The sequence below is a fragment of the Actinopolyspora sp. BKK2 genome, from assembly GCF_011291845.1.
In the GTDB taxonomy this organism is placed as follows: Bacteria; Actinomycetota; Actinomycetes; order Mycobacteriales; family Pseudonocardiaceae; genus Actinopolyspora; species Actinopolyspora saharensis.
Genome location: NZ_JAANTE010000010.1, coordinates 169090 through 189394, shown reverse-complemented (window position 1 = coordinate 189394; position 20305 = coordinate 169090). Strand labels below are relative to the sequence as shown.

Annotated in this window: 19 protein-coding genes and 1 tRNA gene; 13 read left to right on the top strand and 7 right to left on the bottom strand. The window is 70.3% G+C overall.

The annotated features are described in order from the left end of the window. Positions 1-230: 230 nt before the first annotated feature. A complete protein-coding gene (locus tag G9Q41_RS19005; protein ID WP_165633575.1) occupies positions 231-1724 on the bottom strand; it encodes a diguanylate cyclase in 1494 nt (497 codons plus the stop codon). Between the two features lie 104 nt (positions 1725-1828). Further along, positions 1829-2506, bottom strand: coding sequence for a 5,6-dimethylbenzimidazole synthase (gene bluB / locus G9Q41_RS19000; protein WP_165633576.1), 678 nt, complete (start codon positions 2504-2506; stop codon positions 1829-1831). 195 nt (positions 2507-2701) lie between these two features. Here bluB and G9Q41_RS18995 point away from each other — a divergent pair, with 195 nt between their 5' ends. From G9Q41_RS18995 to G9Q41_RS18965, 7 genes are all read left to right on the top strand, one after another. Then, complete coding sequence (locus G9Q41_RS18995) at positions 2702-3394, top strand: response regulator transcription factor (protein WP_092524166.1); 693 nt, start codon at positions 2702-2704, stop codon at positions 3392-3394. Further along, on the top strand, positions 3391-4833 hold the full coding sequence (locus tag G9Q41_RS18990; RefSeq protein ID WP_165633577.1) for an ATP-binding protein: 1443 nt from the start codon (positions 3391-3393) through the stop codon (positions 4831-4833). Before G9Q41_RS18995 ends, G9Q41_RS18990 begins: the two co-directional genes overlap by 4 nt. Before the next feature lie 248 nt (positions 4834-5081). After that, positions 5082-5921 (top strand): DeoR/GlpR family DNA-binding transcription regulator, encoded by an 840-nt coding sequence (locus G9Q41_RS18985; protein WP_092524164.1) that lies wholly within the window; start codon positions 5082-5084, stop codon positions 5919-5921. Further along, on the top strand, positions 5918-7024 hold the full coding sequence (galT, locus tag G9Q41_RS18980; protein WP_165633578.1) for a galactose-1-phosphate uridylyltransferase: 1107 nt from the start codon (positions 5918-5920) through the stop codon (positions 7022-7024). Before G9Q41_RS18985 ends, galT begins: the two co-directional genes overlap by 4 nt. Before the next feature lie 233 nt (positions 7025-7257). After that, positions 7258-9039 carry a trypsin-like peptidase domain-containing protein gene (locus G9Q41_RS22100; RefSeq protein WP_242687644.1) on the top strand — a complete coding sequence of 594 codons (1782 nt, stop codon included), beginning with the start codon at positions 7258-7260 and terminating at the stop codon, positions 9037-9039. Positions 9040-9342: 303 nt separating this feature from the next. After that, on the top strand, positions 9343-9843 hold the full coding sequence (locus tag G9Q41_RS18970; protein WP_092527516.1) for a MogA/MoaB family molybdenum cofactor biosynthesis protein: 501 nt from the start codon (positions 9343-9345) through the stop codon (positions 9841-9843). Positions 9844-10215: 372 nt separating this feature from the next. Beyond that, entirely contained in the window at positions 10216-10392 is a 177-nt protein-coding gene (locus G9Q41_RS18965) for a hypothetical protein (RefSeq protein WP_165633579.1), read from the top strand. A 48-nt stretch (positions 10393-10440) separates the two neighbouring features. Here the strand turns inward: G9Q41_RS18965 and G9Q41_RS18960 are convergent, their stop codons facing one another. From G9Q41_RS18960 to G9Q41_RS18950, 3 genes are all read right to left on the bottom strand, one after another. Then, positions 10441-11103, bottom strand: coding sequence for an SAF domain-containing protein (locus tag G9Q41_RS18960; RefSeq protein ID WP_092524158.1), 663 nt, complete (start codon positions 11101-11103; stop codon positions 10441-10443). Positions 11104-11269: 166 nt separating this feature from the next. Further along, positions 11270-11617, bottom strand: coding sequence for an FmdB family zinc ribbon protein (locus G9Q41_RS18955; RefSeq protein ID WP_092524156.1), 348 nt, complete (start codon positions 11615-11617; stop codon positions 11270-11272). 228 nt (positions 11618-11845) lie between these two features. Further along, the gene (locus G9Q41_RS18950; protein ID WP_165633581.1) at positions 11846-12442 is read right to left on the bottom strand and encodes a 5-formyltetrahydrofolate cyclo-ligase; all 597 of its coding nucleotides are present in this window, start codon (positions 12440-12442) and stop codon (positions 11846-11848) included. A 39-nt stretch (positions 12443-12481) separates the two neighbouring features. Here G9Q41_RS18950 and G9Q41_RS18945 point away from each other — a divergent pair, with 39 nt between their 5' ends. The 5 genes from G9Q41_RS18945 (at position 12482) to G9Q41_RS18925 (ending at position 16660) form a co-directional block, all read left to right on the top strand. Next, positions 12482-13405 (top strand): UTP--glucose-1-phosphate uridylyltransferase, encoded by a 924-nt coding sequence (locus G9Q41_RS18945; RefSeq protein ID WP_092524152.1) that lies wholly within the window; start codon positions 12482-12484, stop codon positions 13403-13405. 67 nt (positions 13406-13472) lie between these two features. Next, positions 13473-14696 (top strand): gephyrin-like molybdotransferase Glp, encoded by a 1224-nt coding sequence (glp, locus tag G9Q41_RS18940; RefSeq protein WP_165633582.1) that lies wholly within the window; start codon positions 13473-13475, stop codon positions 14694-14696. Positions 14697-14784: 88 nt separating this feature from the next. Continuing rightward, on the top strand, positions 14785-15450 hold the full coding sequence (locus G9Q41_RS18935; RefSeq protein ID WP_165633583.1) for a GNAT family protein: 666 nt from the start codon (positions 14785-14787) through the stop codon (positions 15448-15450). Positions 15451-15647: 197 nt separating this feature from the next. Then, on the top strand, positions 15648-16496 hold the full coding sequence (gene glpR, locus G9Q41_RS18930; RefSeq protein WP_165633584.1) for a gephyrin-like molybdotransferase receptor GlpR: 849 nt from the start codon (positions 15648-15650) through the stop codon (positions 16494-16496). 91 nt (positions 16497-16587) lie between these two features. After that, positions 16588-16660 (top strand) — tRNA-Ala (locus G9Q41_RS18925). Between the two features lie 201 nt (positions 16661-16861). Here the strand turns inward: G9Q41_RS18925 and G9Q41_RS18920 are convergent. After that, entirely contained in the window at positions 16862-18244 is a 1383-nt protein-coding gene (locus G9Q41_RS18920) for an MFS transporter (RefSeq protein WP_165633585.1), read from the bottom strand. Continuing rightward, entirely contained in the window at positions 18241-19104 is an 864-nt protein-coding gene (locus G9Q41_RS18915) for an alpha/beta fold hydrolase (protein ID WP_165633586.1), read from the bottom strand. The genes G9Q41_RS18920 and G9Q41_RS18915 overlap by 4 nt, the downstream gene beginning before the upstream one ends. A 109-nt stretch (positions 19105-19213) precedes the next feature. On the opposite strand from G9Q41_RS18915, the gene G9Q41_RS18910 reads away from it, so the two are divergent. Next, positions 19214-20140, top strand: coding sequence for a LysR family transcriptional regulator (locus G9Q41_RS18910; protein WP_165633668.1), 927 nt, complete (start codon positions 19214-19216; stop codon positions 20138-20140). Positions 20141-20305 lie beyond the last annotated feature (165 nt).

The window sequence follows — 20305 nt, the reverse complement described above, 5'->3', positions numbered from 1 at the left end:
CGCGGTTCGCGGTTCGCGGTTCGCGGTTCGCGGTTCGCGGTTCGCGGTTCGCGGTTCGCGGTTCGCGGTTCGCGGTTCGCGGTTCGCGGTTCGCGGTTCGCGGTTCGCGGTTCGCGGTTCGCGGTTCCGTCCATATTGTACTCGGCGACGCCTCCTCGGCCAACTGGTCCGGAGAAGTCCTGAGCCGTCGACACGAGCCCGATCCTATCGTCACGACCCCACCCGCGAGCTCACTCGACGGTCTGGGGCGCGCGCCGCTCGGAATCGTTGACCTCCACCCGGTTCCGCCCGCCGTGCTTGGCCCGGTACAGCGCGACGTCGGCCGCGGTGAACAGGTCCTCCAACCGCTCCGGCCCCGCGGCGGCCCCGATGCTGACGGTGGGGAGACGTTCCAGCTCACCCAGGACCTGGGACCAGTCGTGCCCGTCCACGGCGGCCCGGATGCGCTCGGCGACCGCGGGCCCCGCGTTCCGACCGTCACCGGTCGAGTCGACGAGCAAGATCACGAACTCGTCCCCGGCCCACCTGCAGAGCAGATCGTCCCCGCGGCACTCGCTGCGCAGCAGCCCGGCCACCTCGCGCAGCGCCGTGTCCCCCATGGAGTGCCCGGCCCTGTCGTTGACGTCCTTGAACCAGTCGACGTCCAGCAACAGCAGCCAGGGGATGCACCCCCTGGAGGCGCTCCGCTCGATCAGCCCCGGCCCGTAGCGCTCCAGACCGAGCCTGTTGGCCAGCCCGGTCAGCGGGTCCCGCAGCGCCGCGGCCTCGGCCGCGTTGGCCTTGCGCTGGGCGTGCACCGCGATGCGCCGCTGCTCCAGCGCCTGGGCGAGCCCCTCGCGCAGCACGCTGACGGTGTTGCCGGAGGCGCGCAGCGCCCTGCGCAACGCGGTGGCCTCGCCCACATGGTCACCGAGCTGCTTGCAGATGGCCCCGAGGTCGGTGGACAGCCGTGTGATCAGCAACGTGTCCTTGCTGAGCTCGGCCCCGTGCAGCGCCCGGCTCGCCGCGGTCCTGGACTCCTCCAGCTCGCCCCGCCTGCGGTGAACCTCGGCGAGCGTCCAGTAGGACAGGGCCTCGCCGAACAGGTCGTCGGTGCGCCGGGCGTCCTCGAGGGCCTCGAGCACCCGTTCGTGGGCCGCCTCGACGCTGCCCAGCTCCACCAGCGCGCGTGCGCTGCTGGCCATTGCCCGCCTGCGCAGCGCCCCGTACGAGGTGAGCTCGATCGCCTCGTTGAACTTCTCCAACCCGTCGACGAGGTAGCGCTCCGAGCGCACGTCGTGCATCAGCACGCGGGCCACCAGCGTGGTCCCCTCCCGCAGCAGGCAGTGCGCGAGGGTCTCCGGGTCGCCCGCCTCCCGGGCGATCCGCACGGAGCGAGCGAGCAGTTCCAGCGCCGGCGTGCTGTGCCCCTCGAGCAGGTAGCCGAGCATGCTCAGCGCGTGCGCGGTGGAGGCGTCGTTGCGCCACTCCGCGTCCAGCTCGGCCCACGCGTCGGCCGCGAGCTCCAGCGCCAGCGATACCCGCCCCAGTCGCCAGGCGAGCAGCGCCCGGTGCACGATCACGACCGGGCGACTCCACTCGCCGCCGACCAGGTTGGGGGAGCTGGCTATGGTGTCGTCGAAGGCGGCCTCGGACTCCTCGATCCGCCCGGAGTCGAGTAACAGACGCACGTGACGGTCCTGCTCGGGTATCCGGCCCACCAGCATCGGATCGTCTTGTTCCACGGCGTCCTCGCACTCCGAGATCGCGAAGTCACCGGGTCCGGCCGAGCCGCGGCGGCTCGGTCCCCGGGGAGTCCGCGTCGATTACGCGACCTTCGCGCATCAGGCTACCGGGTGAAATCGTGCCGGTACTTGCCGTCGTGCACAACATCGTCCAACTGCAGCCTGCTGCGCCAGCCGTGCCGCTCCAGGTCGGGTTGCTGCGCGAGCTCCGCGACCGGGCCGAGGCACAGCCAGGCGACCGGTCGCACCCCCGAGGGGATGTCCAGCAGCCTGCGCAGGAAGTCCTCCCGGTAGAAGCTCACCCAGCCCACGCCGAGTCCCTCGGCGGTGGCGGACAGCCACAGGTTCTGGATGGCCAGGCACACGGAGTACAGCCCGGCGTCGGCGATGGCGTGACGTCCGAGCACGTCGGGGGAACCGCGCTCGGGGTCGTAGGTGACCGTGATCCCGATGGAGGACTCCACGATGCCCTCGACCTTGATCTTGGAGAAGGTCTCGGCGCGCTCCCCGCTCAGCTCGGCGGCGAAGACGCTGCGCTCGGCGAGCACGTGCTCGCGGAAGGCCCGGCGAGTGGCCTCGTCGCGGACGAGGACGAAGTCCCACGGCTGGGAGAGCCCCACACTGGGAGCGCTGTGCGCGGCGCCGAGCACCCGCCGGAGCACCTCGGGCGGGATCTCCTCGCCGGTGAACTCGGAACGCACGTCACGACGTCGGTTGATCACGTCGTAGAGATCGGATGTCGGTTGCGGGGAGTGCTCCCCCCGTGGTTGTCCGGCTGTCATCCTCGCCATCCTGCCGTGCGTGCGGGGGGTCTTCCCAGTGGGCCGAGACGTGAATGACCCCGCGGACTCCTCCGCCGGTCCGCGTGGCGAGGACTTCTCGGGCGAGTGTGACCCCGGTCATGGAACCTTCGACACGCCGGTGACATGGCCCCGCTTCTCAGTCTGTTCTCAGGGGTTCGGGTAAGACTGGGGGACATGCGCATTCTCGTCGTCGACGACGACCGTGCCGTGCGGGAGTCCCTGCGGAGGTCCCTGGAGTTCAACGGTTACCAGGTCGAGCTGGCCTCGGACGGTCAGCAGGCCCTCGACTCGCTCGCCGCGGCACGCCCGGATGCGATGGTTCTCGACGTCATGATGCCCAAGGTGGACGGTTTGGAGGTCGCGCGCAGGCTCCGCGGCACCGGGGACGACCTGCCGATCCTGGTGCTCACCGCGCGGGAGGCCGTTTCCGACCGGGTCGCCGGACTGGACGCGGGAGCCGACGACTACCTGCCCAAGCCCTTCGCGCTCGAGGAGCTGCTCGCTCGGATGCGGGCGCTGCTGCGCAGGGCCTCGCCCCCCGAAGCGGGGGCGGAGGAGCCGGAGCCGCTGCGCTTCTCCGACCTGGAACTGGATCCGGGAACCAGGGAAGTGCGCCGGGGTGAGCGCGGGATCAGCCTGACGCGGACCGAGTTCGCGCTGCTGGAACTGCTGATGGCCCACCCGAAGCAGGTGCTGACGCGCAGCAGGCTGCTCGAGGACGTGTGGGGCTACGATTTCCCGACCACGGGCAACGCGCTGGAGGTCTACATCGGCTATCTGCGCCGCAAGACCGAGGCCTCGAACGAACCGCGTTTGATCCACACCGTCCGTGGAGTCGGATACGTGCTTCGGGAGACTCCGCCGTGACAGCACCGGCACCACCACCGCCCGATCTGATCGAGGCGCAGCCCACCGAGGGGAAGAGCGGCAGATGGCAGCGCGTCTCACTGCGCAGCAGGGTGACGCTGCTGGCGGCCATCTGCGTGGCCGGAACGGTCGCGCTGGTCTCCATCGGGGCCTTCGTGACCGTTCGGGAGAGCCTCTACGAGCAGGTGGACCAGAACCTGCAGGAACGCGCGAGCCAGGCCGTGTCCGGTCCGCAGGTGCTGGAGCCGAACCTGCGGTCGGTCCCCGCCGCCTTCTACGCCGCGGCCAACCTGCGGATCTGCCTGGTCTCCGCCGACGGCAAGGCCGTCACCGGTCCGGGCGAGGCGCCGCCGTGGGGCCGGCCCGAACTCGCCGTGGCGAGGGGGGAGTCCCCCTCGTCGTTGCGCACCGACGAGTCCACCAACAACAGGGTGATCGCCCTGCCCGCGGGCGACGACATGGCGCTGGTCATGTCGCAGTCGCTGGCCCCGACGAAGGCGACCCTGGCGCAGCTGAGCGTGGTCCTGGTGGTGATAGGCGGTGCGGGGATCCTGCTGGCCGCCGCCGCGGGGACCGCCGTGGCGCGTCCGGCGCTGCGTCCGGTGCAGCGGCTGACCGCGGCGACCGAGCGCGTCGCACGCACGGGGGACCTGCGTCCGATCCCGGTCAGCGGTGACGACGAGCTGGCCCGCCTGACCACCAGTTTCAACAAGATGCTCGGCGCGTTGGCCGAGTCGCAGGAACAGCAGCGCAGGCTGGTGGCCGACGCGGGGCACGAGCTGCGCACCCCGCTCACCTCGCTGCGGACGAACCTCGAACTGCTGATCGCCTCGGACAAGCCCGACACCCCCTGGTTGTCCGATGAGGACCGCGCCGAGATGTTGGACGACGTGCAGGCCCAGCTCACGGAGCTCTCCGCGCTGGTGGGCGATTTGGTGGAGCTCGCGCGGGAGGACGCGCCGAACGCCGTGCACGAGTCCGTGGAGCTCGTCGACATCGTCGAGCGGGCCTCGAGCAGGGCGCGGAGGCGCGCCTCCGAGATCGAGTTCGACGTGCGGCTGCGGCCGTGGACGCTGCTCGGCGACGCCACGGCGCTCGAGCGGGCCGTGCTGAACCTGCTGGACAACGCGGCCAAGTGGAGTCCGGCCGGGGGGACCGTCCGGGTGGAGTCGCGTCAGCACGACGCCGGGTTCGCCGTGCTGGAGGTGGCCGACAGCGGTCCGGGGATCCCGGAGGAGGACCGGCCGCACGTGTTCGAGCGCTTCTACCGCTCCACCGAGGCCCGCCCGCTGCGCGGTTCGGGGCTCGGCCTGGCGATCGTCAAGCAGGTCGCCGAGCGGCACGGGGGCAGCGTGCGCGTGGGGGACGCCCCCGAGGGGGGGACGTTGCTCTCGATGTACCTGCCCGGCCGCCCGAGCGCCCCGGCCGAGAGCGGTTGAGCGGGCCGCGCCGAGCGGCGGTGTCGTGTTGGAGCCGACGCGCTTGGTTTCGACGCGCAGTCTTGTAGGATGTTGTTGCTTTGTGTTGTTTTTGTGTGGACTTGCGGGTGACCGGGCCGGCTCGGTGGCGTTGAACAGCCTCGCCGGGACGCGTGGAGGCCGGTGCCTTCGCGGTTCGAGGGCTGCCGCCGTCCGGTGCGCACCGCAGGACTCGCGGAACCCGGCGCACCCGGTGGGTTGGAGAGACGATGCTGGCACGTCAGCGCCAGGACATGATACTGGACGAAGTGCGCCGCACAGGTGCTGTGCAGGTGAGCGATCTGGTTCAGCGGTTGGGCGTGTCGGACATGACCATCCGCAGAGACCTCGACACGCTGGCCGCCCGCGGGGAGGTCGAGAAGGTCTACGGCGGAGCCACCTCGGTGCTCGACCGCAGCACGGACGAACCGGGATTCGAGGCCAAGTCGGTCTACCAGCCCGCGGAGAAGAAGGCCATAGCCCTGCGCGCGGCCGAGATGATCCGCCCCGGAACGGCCCTGGGGCTGTCCGCGGGCACGACCACCTGGACCCTGGCGCGGCACCTCGACGACGTCGCCGACCTGACCGTGGTGACGAACTCGGTGCGGATCGCTGACGTGCTGCAGCAGCGCGGCCGCACCGATCGCACGGTGATCCTCACCGGAGGGGTCCGGACCCCGTCCGACGCGCTCGTCGGGCCGGTGGCCGTCCGCGCGCTGCAGTCCCTGCACCTGGACGTGGTCTTCCTCGGTGTGCACGGGATGAGCACCAGGGCGGGATTCACCACCCCGAACCTGGACGAGAGCGAGACCAACCGCGCACTGGCCCGCACCGGCAACCGCCTCGTCGTGCTGGCCGACCACGCCAAGTGGTCCACCGTCGGCATCTCCACCATCGTCGGACTCGACGAAGCCGACGTGCTGGTGACCGACGACGGCCTTCCGGAAGAAGCCCGCGCCACGCTGAACGAACACGTCTCCGAGCTCGCGATCGCACCCGTCGCCGCGGCCGACGGCGCATCGACCGGCTCCTCGGAGGAAACGAATCCGAAGGAGGATGACGAGAAGTGAGGCGGACCGCGCGGCGACTGGCCGACGGCAGGGAAATCATCTACTTCGACACGGACCCCTCGGCGCCGCCGAGGCAGGCCGAGGACGACCGCGAGCTGCCCCCGCAGCCGGGCCCCTCGGAGATGCGCAGGGACCCGCTGAGCGGTGAGTGGATCGCGATGGCGGCGCACCGCCAGACGCGCACGTACAAGCCGCCGGCAGACCTGTGCCCGCTGTGCCCCAGTTCCCCCGGAAGGCTCAGCGAGATCCCGGAAAGCGACTACGAGGTGGCGGTCTTCGAGAACCGCTTCCCCTCGTTCACCCGGTTCCCCGGCGAGGACTCCCCGGAGGCCTCCGCGGGCCTGCCGACGGAGCTGCCGACGGACGCGGTGGTGGCCCACGCCCCCGCCCGCGGGCGCTGCGAGGTGGTCTGCTTCACCTCCGAGCACAGCGGCTCCTTCGCACGACTCAGCGAGCGGCAGGCGCGCACCGTGGTGGACGCCTGGGCGGACCGGACCGCGGAGCTCGCCGCGCAGGAGGGCGTGGAGCAGGTCTTCTGCTTCGAGAACAGGGGCGAGGAGATCGGCGTGACCCTGCACCACCCGCACGGGCAGATCTACGCCTACCCCTTCGTCACCCCGAAGACCGCCCAGCACCTGCGTGTCGCCGAGCAGTACCGGCAGCGGCACGGCGGGGACGTGTTCGGCGACGTGCTCGCCGCCGAGCGCTCCGGGGGCCGGCGAGTGATCGTCGACTCCGAGCACTGGACCGCGTTCGTGCCCCCGGCCGCGCGCTGGCCGGTGGAGGTCATGCTGGCTCCGCACCGGAAGGTGCCCGACCTGGTCGAGCTCACCGACGAGGAACGCGACGACTTCGCCGCCGTGTACCTGGACGTGCTGGGCAGGTTCGACCGGCTCCACGACAGTCCGCTGCCGTACATAGCCGCCTGGAACCAGGCACCGGTCAACACGGGCAGGGACCTCTCCTGGCTGCACCTGAACGTGTTCTCGGTGCGCCGTTCGGCGGACAAGCTCAAGTACCTGGCCGGGTCCGAGTCGGGCATGGGCGTCTGGGTCAGCGACGTGACCCCCGAGCAGGTGGCCGAACGCCTGCGGGAGGTGTGATCTCTCGCGGGCACCGGGCCCGGCAGCGGCACCGGTCACGTCCACCCGCGCGGCCGGTGCCGCCGCGGGCCTGGCCGGACGTCGCTGTGCGGGCCCCCAGGCCCGAGTGCCGGTCCGGCGGAGGCGCCCGGAACCGCCCGCGCGAATCCGGGGAGACGACTCCTTGGACAATCATCGTTCGACTCCCAGTCTGATCTCAGGCGGTTCTCAGTCGCATGACGCAGGGTGGAGACATGACCGAACAGAACAACGGTTTCTCCGAGAGAAGACAGGAGGAGCCGCAAGCACCGGGGGACGACGGCTCGCAGCGGGAAGCCGCGGGCGAGAGCGGCACCACCGGTGCCGTTCCTCCCGAGCAGGGCTCCTCCGGTTCCACCGAGCAACACGAGCAACAGCAGTTCCCCGAAGCGGCACGGCAGGACGTCCCGGGGACGAGTTCCCCCAGCTCCGGGCCGCAGGACTCCGCGGACGAAACGCGGGATCTCGGCGGAACACCCCAGCAGCACCCGCAGGGGGAGCAACGGGCTCCGGAACAGCAGCCGGGGGGTACCCCGGAGTCCGGTGGGGGGCAGTGGGCCACTGCGGGGGACGCGTGGTCCCGCTCGCCCTACGCTCCGCAGCAACCCCAACAGCCCCAGCAACCGTACGGCGTGGGGCAGCCGCCGCCCGCGTGGCAGCAGCACCCCGGTGAGCAGGCCGGGCCACAGCCCGGAGCGCAGCATCCCGGGCACTCCCCGGGGCAGCAGGGTTATCCCACCACCCAGCAGATGCCGCAGGGAGCCGCGCAGTACGGCACCCACCCGCAGGGGCAGCAGCCCCAGGACCCGCACCAGCAGGGGCAGTACGCGGCGTACCAGTACCAGGGGATGGCCGCGGTGCAGCACGAGCCGGTACCGCCGAACCAGCGGGGCGGGCGCGGCAGCGGACGCGGCAAGTTCGTGACGGGCGTGACCGCCCTCGCGGCCGTGGTCGGCCTGATCGGTGGTGGTGTCGGCAGCTACGCCGTCAACCAGCTCACCGACGGTTCCTCCCCGGTCACCTCCTTCGACCAACCGAAGCCCGCTTCCAGCACCGGCACGGCCGAGCCGGGCTCGGCGCAGGCCGTGGCGAACAGCGTGCTGCCGAGCGTGGTGCAGATCCAGGCAGGAGGTGCGGGCGGCTCCTCCTCTTCCTCCGGTTCGGGTTCGGGGATCGTGATCAGCGAGGACGGCTACATCCTCACCAACAACCATGTGGCCACGGCCGGGGGCAGAGGCGGAGGCCTCGTCGCCCGGTTCAACGACGGCAGCTCGAAGCAGCTGCGAGTGGTCGGCACCGCCCCGTGGGCCGATCTGGCCGTGGTGAAGGCCGACGCCGAGGGGCTCACCCCGGCGACCCTGGGTCGTTCCGACGACGTCGAGGTCGGTTCGGGAGCGGTGGCCATCGGTTCGCCCTACGGGCTCTCCGGGACCGTCACCAGCGGAATCATCAGCGCCACGGACCGCCCGGTCCGGGCCGGTGGGGAGAGCGGAAGCCAGTCCACGGTGCTCAACGCCCTGCAGACCGACGCGGCCATCAACCCGGGCAACTCCGGCGGCCCGCTGGTCAACATGGACGGCCAGGTGATCGGCATCAACTCGGCGATCTACAGTCCCGGATCGGGAACCGGCCAGGCCGGTTCGGTCGGCCTCGGGTTCGCCATCCCGGTCGATCAGGCCAAGCGGATCGGCAAGCAGCTCATCGAGGACGGAACCGCCTCCAAGACCACCCTCGGCGTTACGGTCGACATCACCGGGCGTGCCTCTTCCGGTGCGCTGATAGTCGACGTGCCTTCCGGCGGGCCCGCTGCCGAGGCCGGTATCGAGAAGGGCGACGTCATCACCAAGGTCAACGACCGGACCATCACCAGCGGTGACGAACTGGTCGCGGCAATCAGGTCCTACGCTCCGGGAACGAAGGTCACACTGACCGTAACCGACAGGCAGGGCAACAACGAGCACACCGTGCAGGCGACGCTCACCGGTCAGGAGCAGTGACCCAGGTCCTTCAACTCGCCGAACGAGGCGAGTCGGGCAGTGCGTGTGCGGGCCGAGCCGTATCCACGCCCCGCTCACCGAGGTGCGGTGCGGGAACCTCCCCGCCAGGGACGTGTGAGCGGGGAAGCACGGGACGGGACGCACGTGGTCGGGGGACGCGGAAAGCCCGTGGAACGCACGACGAGCAGGAGACAACACATGGACGGTCGAGGTAACCGCGTCGTCGATCACCCACTGCGCGATGTCAGCTTCTCCGAGCCACTGGATCCGGACATCGGCTCGTTGAACGCTACGGTGACCGGCATGGAACGCAACGCGCAGCGGTTGGGGCGGGCTCTGGTGGTCGTGGTCGACGACCGGGTCGCGCAGAGCGAGCAAGAGGACACCACCGGTCCGCTGGTGACCGAACTGTTGGAGGAGGCGGGCTTCATCGTCGACGGCAACGTCGCCGTCGCCGGGGAGGCAGTGGAGATCAGGAACGCGTTGAACACGGCCGTTATCGGCGGTGTCGACATGGTGATCACGGTCGGCGGGACCGGCGTTTCGCCCCGCGACGTCACGCCGGACGCGACCTCCGGTGTGCTGGACCGTCCGGTTCCGGGAATAGCGGAGGCGCTGCGGGCGTCCGGCCTGGCCGCCGGCGCCGTCGACGCCGGGGTTTCCCGCGGGCTCGTCGGTGTTTCCGGCAGTACCCTGGTCGTCAACCTGGCCGGATCCCGTGCCGCCATCAGGGACGGCATGGCCACCCTCACGCCGCTGGTGACGCATGTGATCGAGCAGCTTTCCGGGATCGACGAAATCTAGTAGGACTACCTCGGCGGGGCGGCTGTCGTGGGTGGTTGCGTGGCGGAACCTCAGTCGGCGCCCGGCTGCGGGATCCTCGACATCGGGTAGCGACCTACACAACGTCGAGGCTGTCCTCGCCGGGCACTCGACTGAGAACCCGCGGCGGTGCCGGCTGCGTAGGCTCAGAGCACCTGCGTTGGGGTGGAAGGTTTTCCGGGGAGTCGGCTGGCGTGGGTGGTTGCGTGGCGGGATCCCGCGGCGGTGTCGGTGGCTCAGGCTCAGAGCGCTTGCGTTGGGGTGGAGGTTTCTCGGGGACTGGCTTGTCGTGGGTGGTCGCGGAGCTGAACCTCCCGTGGCCCTGGAGAGGTGAACGACGTGGAGGAGGTTTTCGTGTCCGAGGGGCAACACCGGGTTCCGGAGGAACCGCAGCGTCCGCGTCGCTCCAGGAAGCTCGCGGAGATCTTCGGTGACGTGCTGCCGGAAACCACCGGCGACGAGCGTGATCGGCAGGAGGGCGGAACCGGGGACTCGTGGTACCGGGAGAACCGCCCTCCGCACCACGGTTGATCGAAGTTCGCCGCTCGCCCAGTCCCGGCGGGTCCGGTCGGCGGCCCCCTAGCGCAGTGTCAGCGTCAGCGGGCCGCTGAGCTTCGCCGCGGCAACTTCCGCGGCCCGCGCACGATCGAGGCTCACCACGACGAGGGCGGCCTGCTCGCCCTCCTCCGCGGGGTGCGTGCTGACGACGGCGGCACGTTCGGCCAGCACGGCGGACCGCCCGTTCCGCTCGGTGACGATGTCGACGCGTGCCCCGGGGCGGAGCAGTTCCGCGAGCCCGGTCTCCGCGGGACGCAGCACGACAGCGGCCTGTCCGCCGTCCTCCGCCGTGACGTGGGCCAGCGCGTTCTCGAGCAGGCTCAGATCGGTCAGGGGCGCGCCCTTCCGGAGGGCATGTGCAAGGACTTCGCCGACGACGCGCTCCCGGTCGCGCAGGGTGCCCTCCGGCACCAGCCCGCTGGGCACCCGCCGGACGGCGAGATCGTCGGCCGTGAGCTCCGTGCCCGGACTCAGCTCGTGAGCCGCTGTCAGCACGGGCTCGCCTCGCCTGCCGGTGGCCGGGGCGAGGGGCAGGGCGAGCACCACCGCGGTGAGCAGCAGTCCTCCCGCCGCGAAACGGCGCAGCAGGGTGACCCTGCGTCCGCCGAACGGCAGAGCACCGCGGATGCGGTCCCGCAGTCGTGCACCGAGCCGTGGTTCGGCTCCGCCGGTTCGGCTCGCCATGACGCTTCCTTTCGTTCACCGCTGTGAAGAGCACACCGCCGAACTTAGGGCGGTGTGGGAAGCGTCGAAGCCCTCGATCGTCCGATCCGTGGACGGATCGGGACCCTGTGGACGGATGGCGACTCCGCGCGCCCCTCCGGTGCGCGGAGCCACCCGGTGGCCATCCTCAGTTCGACGCGGCGGAAGCCTGCGTCTGAGCGCCGGAGCCGCCGGAGTCCCCGGAAGAGGAGGAACCGGAGGAGTCGGAGGAGCCCGAACCCCCGTTCGAGGGACTCGAACCGCCGGAGGAGTCTCCGGAGGAGTTCGCGGAGGAGGCGGACTCGCTGGAGGAGTTGGAGTTCCGGCTGTCGGTGCGGTAGAACCCGCTGCCCTTGAAAACGACCCCCACCGCGTTGAACAGCTTGCGCAGCTTGCCGGAGCACTCCGGGCACTCGGTCAGCGAGTTCTCGCTGAGCGATTGGAAGGTCTCGAAGTCGTGCCCGCACTCGGTGCAGGCGTACTGATAAGTGGGCACGGGTCTCATACCTCCGGAATCGGACGGCGACGCGCGAGCGTCGCTCGTGGCGGCACGCTGTGCCGGTCCCCGGACACTGACATCGACGTACTTTGGCACTCTCGAAGCTCGAGTGCCAATACGATAATGCGTCACACCGGGCTACCGGCGCAAACAGGTCTGCGTCACAGTGCGCTGCACGAGGATGCCACGGTCGCCCTCCGCGCCTTCGGGTGGTCGGAAGGCCGCTCACCTGGGCAGGGGGGACAGTCCTCCGCTCGGGGTGAACACGCCGTGCACCCGCACGTCGTGCGCCTCGGCGGGCAGGTTCTCGACGAACTCCTCGTCCCGGACCACGGCCAGCAGGTCGGCCGTCCCGGACGCCAGCGGCAGAGACCTGTCGTAGTAGCCCGCGCCCTTGCCCAGGCGGACCCCGCGCCGGTCCACGGCGAGAGCGGGGACCAGCACCAGCTCGGCCGTCGAGATCGCATCGATCCCGAGCGGGGAGTTGTTCGGCTCCAGCAAGCCGAATCCGGCGCGACTCAGCGAGTCGGGGCCGGTGTACTCGGCCCACTCCAGCGGCTGCCTGCCGGTCACGATGGGCAACAGCACGCGACAGCCGTGCTCGCGGATCCCGTCGACCAGCTCCAGCGAACCCGGTTCGGAACCGACGGGGACGTAGGCGCACACGGTCGTCGCACCCGAGTACCTCAGGTGCTCCAGCACGGCTGTGCGCAGGGCTTCGTTGGCTTCGGCACGCGCGGTTCCCGATGTGGCGGAGCGCCCCGCGGTCAGCTCGCGGCGCCACTGCTCTTTTCGGGCCAATTCGTCAGCGGAGAGCGTCACAGCGACGAAGGGTAGCGAATATCGCTAGGCTCGCGTGTTATGAGTAGTCAGACGAACTCGCGAACGGCTGCGGGCTTCCGCACCGTGATCGTGCCCGCGGCCGGACTGGGCACGCGCTTCCTGCCGACGACGAAATCGGTCCCCAAGGAACTGCTCCCGGTGATCGACACTCCCGGCATCGAGCTGGTCGCCGCCGAGGCCGCCGAGGCGGGGGCCGACCGAATGGTGGTGGTCACGGCCCCGGACAAGCGTTCGGTCATCGATCACTTCCAGCGGAACCCGGAGCTCGAGGCGACGCTGGAGGAGCGGGGCAAGAACGAGCTGCTGCGCAAGGTGCGCAGAGCTCCCGAGCTGATCGAGGCCGAGGTGGCCTTCCAGGAGAAGGCGCTGGGGCTGGGACACGCGGTCGGGTGCGCCGAGGACAACCTCGACGACTCCGACGATGCCGTCGCCGTCCTGCTTCCGGACGACCTGGTCTATCCGGAGCAGGAGGGCGAACCGGACGTGCTCACGAGGATGTCCGAGGTGCGTGCCCGCCACGGAGGCAGCGTGCTGTGCGCTTTCGACGTCCCGCCCGAGCGCACCACCTCCTACGGGATCTTCGAGGTCTCCGAGACGGACGATCCCGGCGTCAAGCGGGTGCACGGGATGGTCGAGAAGCCCGACCCGGCCGACGCGCCCTCGAACCTGGCCGCCGCGGGGCGTTATCTGCTCGATCGGGCGGTCTTCGACGCGCTGCGCCGCATCGAGCCGGGTGCCGGCGGTGAACTGCAACTGACCGATGCCGTAGCGTTGCTGATCGCCGAGGGGCACCCGGTACACGTTGTGGTCCACCAAGGTGCGCGACACGACCTGGGAAATCCTGGCGGATTCCTGAAGGCTGCGGTGGACTTCGCCCTGCGGGATTCCGAGTACGCGTCGGAACTGCGGGAGTGGCTGGGGCAGCGGTTGGATCGGAGCTGATTTCCGCCGCACCGTGCCGGTTCCGGCTCGCGCGGCAACAGTGTCTTCGCGGAAGAGGTCGACAGCCATGAGATCAGTGGATGAGCAGCTTGCACGGATACTCGCGGCCGCCGTGCGGCCTTCACCTGTTCGGGTGGCGATAGCGGAGGCGCAGGGGTTGTCGTGCGCGGAGGAGGTGGTCGCCGAGCGAGCGCTTCCGAAGGCGGACCAGGCAGCCGTGGACGGATACGCCGTGCGGAGCGTCGACGTCAAGCACGCGGACACCGAGCCCGCCGTGCTCCCCGTCGCGGGGGACGCCGCGGCGGGCTCGCGGCAGTCCCGCAGGCTCCAGCCCGGCCAGGCCGTCCACGTCGGAACCGGGGCGCCGCTGCCGACCCTGGCGGACGCCGTCGTCCCGGTCGAGGACACGGAGTGGGGGTCGGATCGGATCACCGTGCTGCGTTCGGTCCCCTCCGCCGCGTTCGTCCGGCGCGAGGGCGACGACGTGCGGGAGGGTGACGTCGCCGTGCGGCGGGGAACCGCGATCGGTCCCGCGCAGGTGGCCATGCTCGCCGCCGTCGGCCGGGAGAAGGTGCTGGTGCAGCCGAAGCCGCGCGTCTCGGTGATCTCGCTGGGCGACGAGTTGGTGGACCCGGGCGGCACTCCCGGGACGGAGCAGGTCTACGACGTGAACTCCTACGCGCTGGCCGCCGCGGCCAGGGACGCGGGCGCGGAGGTCACGCGAGTGGGAATCGTCGGCTTCGACCCGAAGCGCCTCAGGGAGGTGGTCGAGGGCAGGCTGCTGCTGTCCGAGATCGTCGTCATCGCGGGCGGCGCGGGGGGATCGGTGGGAAGCCGTGTTCGGTCCTGCCTGTCCGAGCTGGGCGAGCTGGACACCGAGCGGGTGGCGATGCACCCCGGCTCCGCGCAGGGCTTCGGGCTGCTGGGACCGGACCGCGTTCCGACCTTCCTGCTGCCGGCCAACCCCGTGAGCGCGTTCGTGGGGTTCGAGGTGCTGGTGCGTCCGATCATCCGTTCGGCGCTGGGCAAGTCCAATCCGCACCGCCGGATCATCACGGCCGAACTCGTCTCGCCGGTCTCCTCCATGAAGGGGCGACGTGGTTTCGTGCGCGGCAGGTTGCTGCGGGACTCCGAGGGCGGGGATTATCTGGTGCAACCGGTCGGCGGTTCGGAGGAGCACCTGCTGGCGCCCTTGGCCGAGGCCAACTGTCTCATGACGCTCGACGAGGAGGTGAGCGAAGCCACGCCCGGCGAGCGCCTCCGGGTCAGTTTTCTGTCCCAACGTTCCTGAACGAGTCGCCGCGAGGGTGCGTGTCGCCGGGCTCGCGGTTTTTTGGTCCGAGTAGCAGTGCTTCGTCCGATGGGAGCGCAGGCAAGCCATGGCGGGACCCGTCCCGACCCCCGATCCGGCAGAGGGCAGGCACCCTGGGTGGCCCGCCCGCCTCGGGCCGCTGGTGGCCGAGGGGGGCGGGGTGGGCCTGCGCCCTCCGCGGTTGCGGGACGCCACCGACTGGAGCGGGATACGGCTGCGGGACAGGGAGCACCTGCGCCGCTGGGAGCCCTCGGGCGGTGACTGGCAGCAGCGCAACGCGGCCTCGGCGTGGTTCGGCCAGTGGACCGCCTTGCGCGGGATGGCCCGGCGGGGATACGTGCTGCCCTTCGTGATCACCCTGGACGGGGCGCTGGTCGGTCAGTTGACGGTGGGAAACATCATCCGGGGCGCGCTCCGCTCCGGCTGGATCGGGTACTGGGTCTCCAGCGCCGCGGCGGGGAACGGGGTGGCCACGGCGGCGCTGGCCCTGGCGGTGGACCACTGCTTCGGACCCGTCGGGCTGCATCGGCTGGAGGCCACTGTGCGCCCGGAGAACACGTCGAGCGTTCGCGTGCTGGAGAAGGCGGGATTCCGGCGCGAGGGGCTGTTCGAGCGGTACCTCGACGTGGCAGGGGCGTGGCGGGACCACCTGGTTTACGCGTTGACCGCGGAGGAGATCCCCGACGGGGTGACGAGCGCGCTGGTCCGTTCCGGGCGGGCGCGGCGGCCCTGACTGCGCACTCCTCCGTTCGAGTGGGGACGGGGCCGAGTTGTTGCGCACGCGGAGTCCGGTGTTGCTTCCTTCGTGGGATTGTCGTTGTTCGAGGGAACCGATCGTCGGCGGCGTGTCTCCAAGACGGGGATGAACGTTCTGGATAACGTGGACAGTGCAGGTGTGTGCCGCCGTTTGCCAGGGGGAGGTGGCGAGGTGTGCTCAGCTCGCTGATTTTCGTGGCACTCGCGGCGGCATGGCTCATCGTTCTGGTGCCCATGTTCGCGCGTCGCAGGCAGGAGGTTTCCCGTACGACGGACACCGCCCTGTCCGCACGGGTGATTCGCCGCGGTGGGGAACGTCGCTCCGCGTCGACCGGCGGTTCGAGCGGGAACAAGGGCAAGGAGGCGCTCGCGATGCCCGACAGTGAAGGCAAGGTCGATCCGAACACGGCGCACGACGACACGGACGGCGCCGAGCTCGACGAGGATCTCGACGAGGATTTCGACGCGCCCGACGAGGAGCAGTGGCGCGGTGTGCGTGGCGAGGAGGTTCGTTCCGGGCGCCGTTATCGCCCCGGGCGCGGTGGGTTCGACCCGGACGCAGCCGCTCTGGCCGCGCGGACCAAGTACGCCCGCAGACAGCGGATCGTGCTCGTGATGCTCGTCGTGGCCGTGCTGACCGCTTTGCTGGCCGGGTTCTTCTGGTCGGTGCTGTGGTGGTTCCACGTGATCGTCGATTTGTCCCTGATCGGCTACCTGGGGTACCTGCGGCGGCAGGTGCGGATCGAGGAGGACGTGCGCAACCGCAGGCTGGCTCGGATGAACGGGGAGCGGCCGCGCTCCGAGCAGGAGCACGACCGCCCCGAACCTTCCCGTGCGGAGGCCTCCGCCGCCGCGGAGGACGTGGAGGACCCCGCCGACTCCGAGTCCGGGTGGGGCGTCGGGAACTCCCACGTCCGGAGCGGCTCCGGGGTGGAGGTTCTGGACATTGACGACGAGGATCCGGAGTTCGACGAGCTGGACGATCGACTCTGGCAGCCGTACCGCCGTGCGGTGGGAGAATGACGCCTCTCGTTGTTTTGGAGGGGGGGTGCTCGCCCGGCTGAGACGGTTGCTATGCTGTACAAGCACTCGGTGAGGACAGCCGGGGAGCCACGGGGCTGTAGCGCAGTTGGTAGCGCGTCTCGTTCGCATCGAGAAGGTCCGGGGTTCGATTCCCCGCAGCTCCACTTCGAGACAGTGGATCGCAGGCCCGGTACTCAGGCGAGTACCGGGCTTTTTGCGTGTGCGGCGAATGCCCGATCGACGAGCTCTGTGCCCGACGAGGCATCGCCCCCGCTGCGATGCCCCCCGCATCCGCGTGCTTCGGTGAGCCGGCTCGAGGACGCGGCGAGAACCACCTCCTCGAGCGCAACTCGATGAGCACCCCGCTAGCCGGTCGCGATCTCCGCGCCCGCACGGTGCGACCCGCTCGTTGTGGAGATTCGGCCGAGCCTGACGCTGATCACGGAACTCGCCAGGAAAATGATCGTTTCGTAGATCATCGCGTGCTCGAACGCGGTCGACGGGGCCGACATGGTGAAGACGAGCCCGCCGAGCGTCACCCCCGCGGTGCCGCCGAGTTGCTGCGCCGTGGGCAGCAGTCCGGAAGTCGAGCCGATGGCTGCAGACTGGACCTCGGACAGCACGACGGAGAACACCGACGCGGTGAAGGCGCCGAGCGCGGCTCCACCGACCGCGAGCAGCAGCAGGAGTGCCCACCGGTGGTCACCGGCCCCGGTACTGAGTGCCGCCGTGACCAGGGAGAGCAGCGTCGCGGACGCGGTGAGCAGCTGGATGCCGAAGCGCGCGGCGATCCGCGTCGAGACGCGACTGCCAACCACCGCCGCTGCAGGGTAGGGAATCGACACGAGGGCGGCCTCGAGTGGCGGGTAGCCAAGCGTGGATTGCAGGTGCAGGAACAGCACGTAGGTGAACGACGGCACTCCGGCGTTGAACGCGAAGACCAGCAGGGTGCCGGTGCGGGCGGTGTGGTCCTGAAACACGCTGGGGTGCAGCAGCGGCTCGCGACTGCGTAGTTGCGTGCGCACGAGCGTCGCCAGGAGGACCGATGAGGCACCGAGGCACAGCCAGGTCCAGATCGGCCAGCCTGCACCCGCGCCGATCGTCAGCGGCAGGACCAGCAGCCCCAGCCCGGTCGTGGTGAGTATCACGCCGGCCGGGTCGATCCGCCGGTCGGCAACGGCGCGCGCGGGGGGCAGTCGGATGGAGCCGACCAGGGCGAACAGGCAGACCGGCACATTGATCAGGAAGATTGTTCGCCAGCCGAGGCCGAAGAGGTCTGCTTTGAGCAGCAATCCCCCCAGGAGCGGACCGGTGAGTGAGGCGATGCCCATCGTGGCGCCGAAAAGCCCGAGCGCGTGCGACCGCCGTCGCTCGGGTAACGCCGTCTGGATGAGTGACAGCACCTGCGGGGCCATCAAGCCGCTGCCCGCGCCCTGGACGAGTCGGGCCACGATGAGCAGAGCCGCCGTGGGTGCTGCGGCACAGCTCACCGAGGCCACCGTGAACACCGACATCCCGGTGACGAACAGGAGTCGGTAACCGTACCGGTCGCCGAGCCTGCCTGCGGTGATCAGCAGGCACGCGTAGGTGAGCGTGTAGCCTGCCAGGACGAGTTGCAACGTGCCGGTGTCCGCCCGCAGGTCATGTCGAATCGACTCGATGGCGACCTGGACGATCGTCACGTCGAGCAGTTGCATGAAGGTCGCGCACAGTACGACCGGCAGGACGAGACGCGTGTCCCGGCTCATCGTGCGAGCACCGTGGCGAGCTCGGTGGGGCGGGCGGCGAATGGTGAGTGACCGCCCGGCATGCTGCGCACGGTGAATGGGTTGTCCGGTACGGCCGAATCGGCTTCGGCGATCATGAGGTCCTGCATGGCCGGTGTGGACGCGAGGTCCGCGGCACACCGGATGAACGTGCGCGGAATGCGTCCCCACCGTTGCCGGGTGAGGGCGACCGGGGTGCTCGGGATCGCGATCGGCAGGTCGGGACTGAGGGCCAGCCGCCAGCGATCGAACTCCTCGGCGGGAGTGTCGGTGTAGTGCGTCAGCCGCAGTTCCTCGACGTATTCCGGGTCGCGGGACAGCGGGTTGATCCGGATCGCCCCGAGAGCCGCGGCGTCGCCAACGGACAGGGCCCTTCCGCGCGCGGTGTCGGTCTGCTCCGGGGCGTCGAGGTAATCGATGAACCGAGGACGGCCGGCCGGGCAGAAGGCCGAGAGGTAGACCATGCGATCCACGAGTTCGGGAGCCAGCTCGGCGGCCAGTGATGCCGGTGCGCCGCCCGCGCTGTGCGCGACGAGCACGACGTTGCGGTGCCGTCGTACCGCCCGCAAGGTGGACAGGATCGTCTCGGCGCACTCGTTCAGGGACAGCCCGGCCAGCGCGGAGGGCTCGGTGTCGAGGCGGGGTTGGTCGCCATCGAGGTAGCCGGAGGGCAGCGGGGCGGCGAGGCCGTGGCCCGGCAGGTCGACAGCGACGCTGCTCGCGCCGAGCTCGGCGAGGGCACGTTGGGTGCGGGCCCACTGCGCGGAGGAGTGCCAGGCGCCGTGCACCAGCACGAACACCGTGTCCGTCGTGCTGATCGGGGAGGGAGTCGAAGTGCTCATGGCTTCAGAGCAGCAGGCGGACGACATGGCTCGCACTCGCGATATCCCACACATCGGGTTCTTATACCCCTCCGGCATGAAAATCGACGACGCGAGCGTTGCGATGGGTATGGAGAAACGTCACCTGCGTTACGCCCTCGCGCTGGCCGAGCACCGGCACTTCGGTCGTGCCGCGGCGGCCCTCGCCATCGCGCAGCCACCACTGTCCAAGCAGATCGCGGCGCTGGAACGGGAACTCGAGGTCCGGTTGTTCGACCGCACCGCGCACGGGGTGTGGCCGACGGCCGCGGGCGAGGTGTTTCTGACCAGGGCGCGTCGCGCGTTGTGCGAGATGTCGACCGCCGCCACCGAAGCGGGTCGAGCAGCCCGGGGCGAGACCGGCCAGTTGCGGATGGGGTTCATCGGCTCCGCGCTGCTGGAGCTGTTGCCCTCGGTGCTGGGTCGGTTCCGTCGAGATCGCCCGGACGTGCGGCTGGAACTGCACGAGATGTCCACGGCCAGCAGTGCCGCCGCGCTGATCGACGGGGAACTGGATGTGACGATCACTCGCGGCGTGCCCAGAGGGGTCGGTGCGGAGGGGCTGGTGTCGGTTGCGGTCGACCGCGATCACCTGGTCGCCGTGGTCGGTTCCGCGCATCCCTACGCCGGCCAGGCGAAAGTCAGCGTGGAGCAGCTCAAGCACCAGCAGCTGATCGTGGCGCCGGAGGCCGAGGAGCCGGCGACCATCGCGCGGTTGCGGGAGTTGCTGGGCGACGCGGCCCCGGGGGCGGGTGCGGTGACCGAAGCACGGGACCTCCACACCATCATCGGGCTGGCCGCTTGCGGAGTGGGCGTCGGTCTCGGCCCGGCCCGCATGCGTGCGGCCGCGCGAGCGGGCACCTGGATCTGCGACGTCGAACCGCGCGTGGAGCTGCCCGAGCTGGTGCTTTCGTTTCGCGCGGACGACAGGTCACCTGCTCTGGCTGCGTTCCTGGACACGACGCGGAAACTCTGCCCCGGAGTACGTCGTTCGCTCCACGAGCGCTCGCGCCAGTGATGGCTTGGCCGGTTTCGCACCGGTCTCGACCACGTGGGCCTCCACCTCGGCGAGCTCTCCGCAGCCACTGCGTCCACTGCGGAGCTTGCACGGCCAACGCGATGAGGCGAACTGGTGGACTCGGGTTGGTGCGCTCGCGGAACGGTTCCGGCGACCTCGGGGGAA

Excerpts from the sequence above, each read along its gene's own strand:
- bluB (WP_165633576.1), bottom strand. The coding sequence starts at position 2,506 with ATGACAGCCGGACAACCACGGGGGGAGCACTCCCCGCAACCGACATCC.
- G9Q41_RS18995 (WP_092524166.1), top strand. The coding sequence starts at position 2,702 with ATGCGCATTCTCGTCGTCGACGACGACCGTGCCGTGCGGGAGTCCCTG.
- G9Q41_RS18985 (WP_092524164.1), top strand. The coding sequence starts at position 5,082 with ATGCTGGCACGTCAGCGCCAGGACATGATACTGGACGAAGTGCGCCGC.
- G9Q41_RS22100 (WP_242687644.1), top strand. The coding sequence starts at position 7,258 with ATGACCGAACAGAACAACGGTTTCTCCGAGAGAAGACAGGAGGAGCCG.
- G9Q41_RS18970 (WP_092527516.1), top strand. The coding sequence starts at position 9,343 with ATGGAACGCAACGCGCAGCGGTTGGGGCGGGCTCTGGTGGTCGTGGTC.
- G9Q41_RS18960 (WP_092524158.1), bottom strand. The coding sequence starts at position 11,103 with ATGGCGAGCCGAACCGGCGGAGCCGAACCACGGCTCGGTGCACGACTG.
- G9Q41_RS18945 (WP_092524152.1), top strand. The coding sequence starts at position 12,482 with ATGAGTAGTCAGACGAACTCGCGAACGGCTGCGGGCTTCCGCACCGTG.
- glp (WP_165633582.1), top strand. The coding sequence starts at position 13,473 with ATGAGATCAGTGGATGAGCAGCTTGCACGGATACTCGCGGCCGCCGTG.
- G9Q41_RS18935 (WP_165633583.1), top strand. The coding sequence starts at position 14,785 with ATGGCGGGACCCGTCCCGACCCCCGATCCGGCAGAGGGCAGGCACCCT.
- G9Q41_RS18920 (WP_165633585.1), bottom strand. The coding sequence starts at position 18,244 with ATGAGCCGGGACACGCGTCTCGTCCTGCCGGTCGTACTGTGCGCGACC.
- G9Q41_RS18915 (WP_165633586.1), bottom strand. The coding sequence starts at position 19,104 with ATGAGCACTTCGACTCCCTCCCCGATCAGCACGACGGACACGGTGTTC.
- G9Q41_RS18910 (WP_165633668.1), top strand. The coding sequence starts at position 19,214 with ATGGAGAAACGTCACCTGCGTTACGCCCTCGCGCTGGCCGAGCACCGG.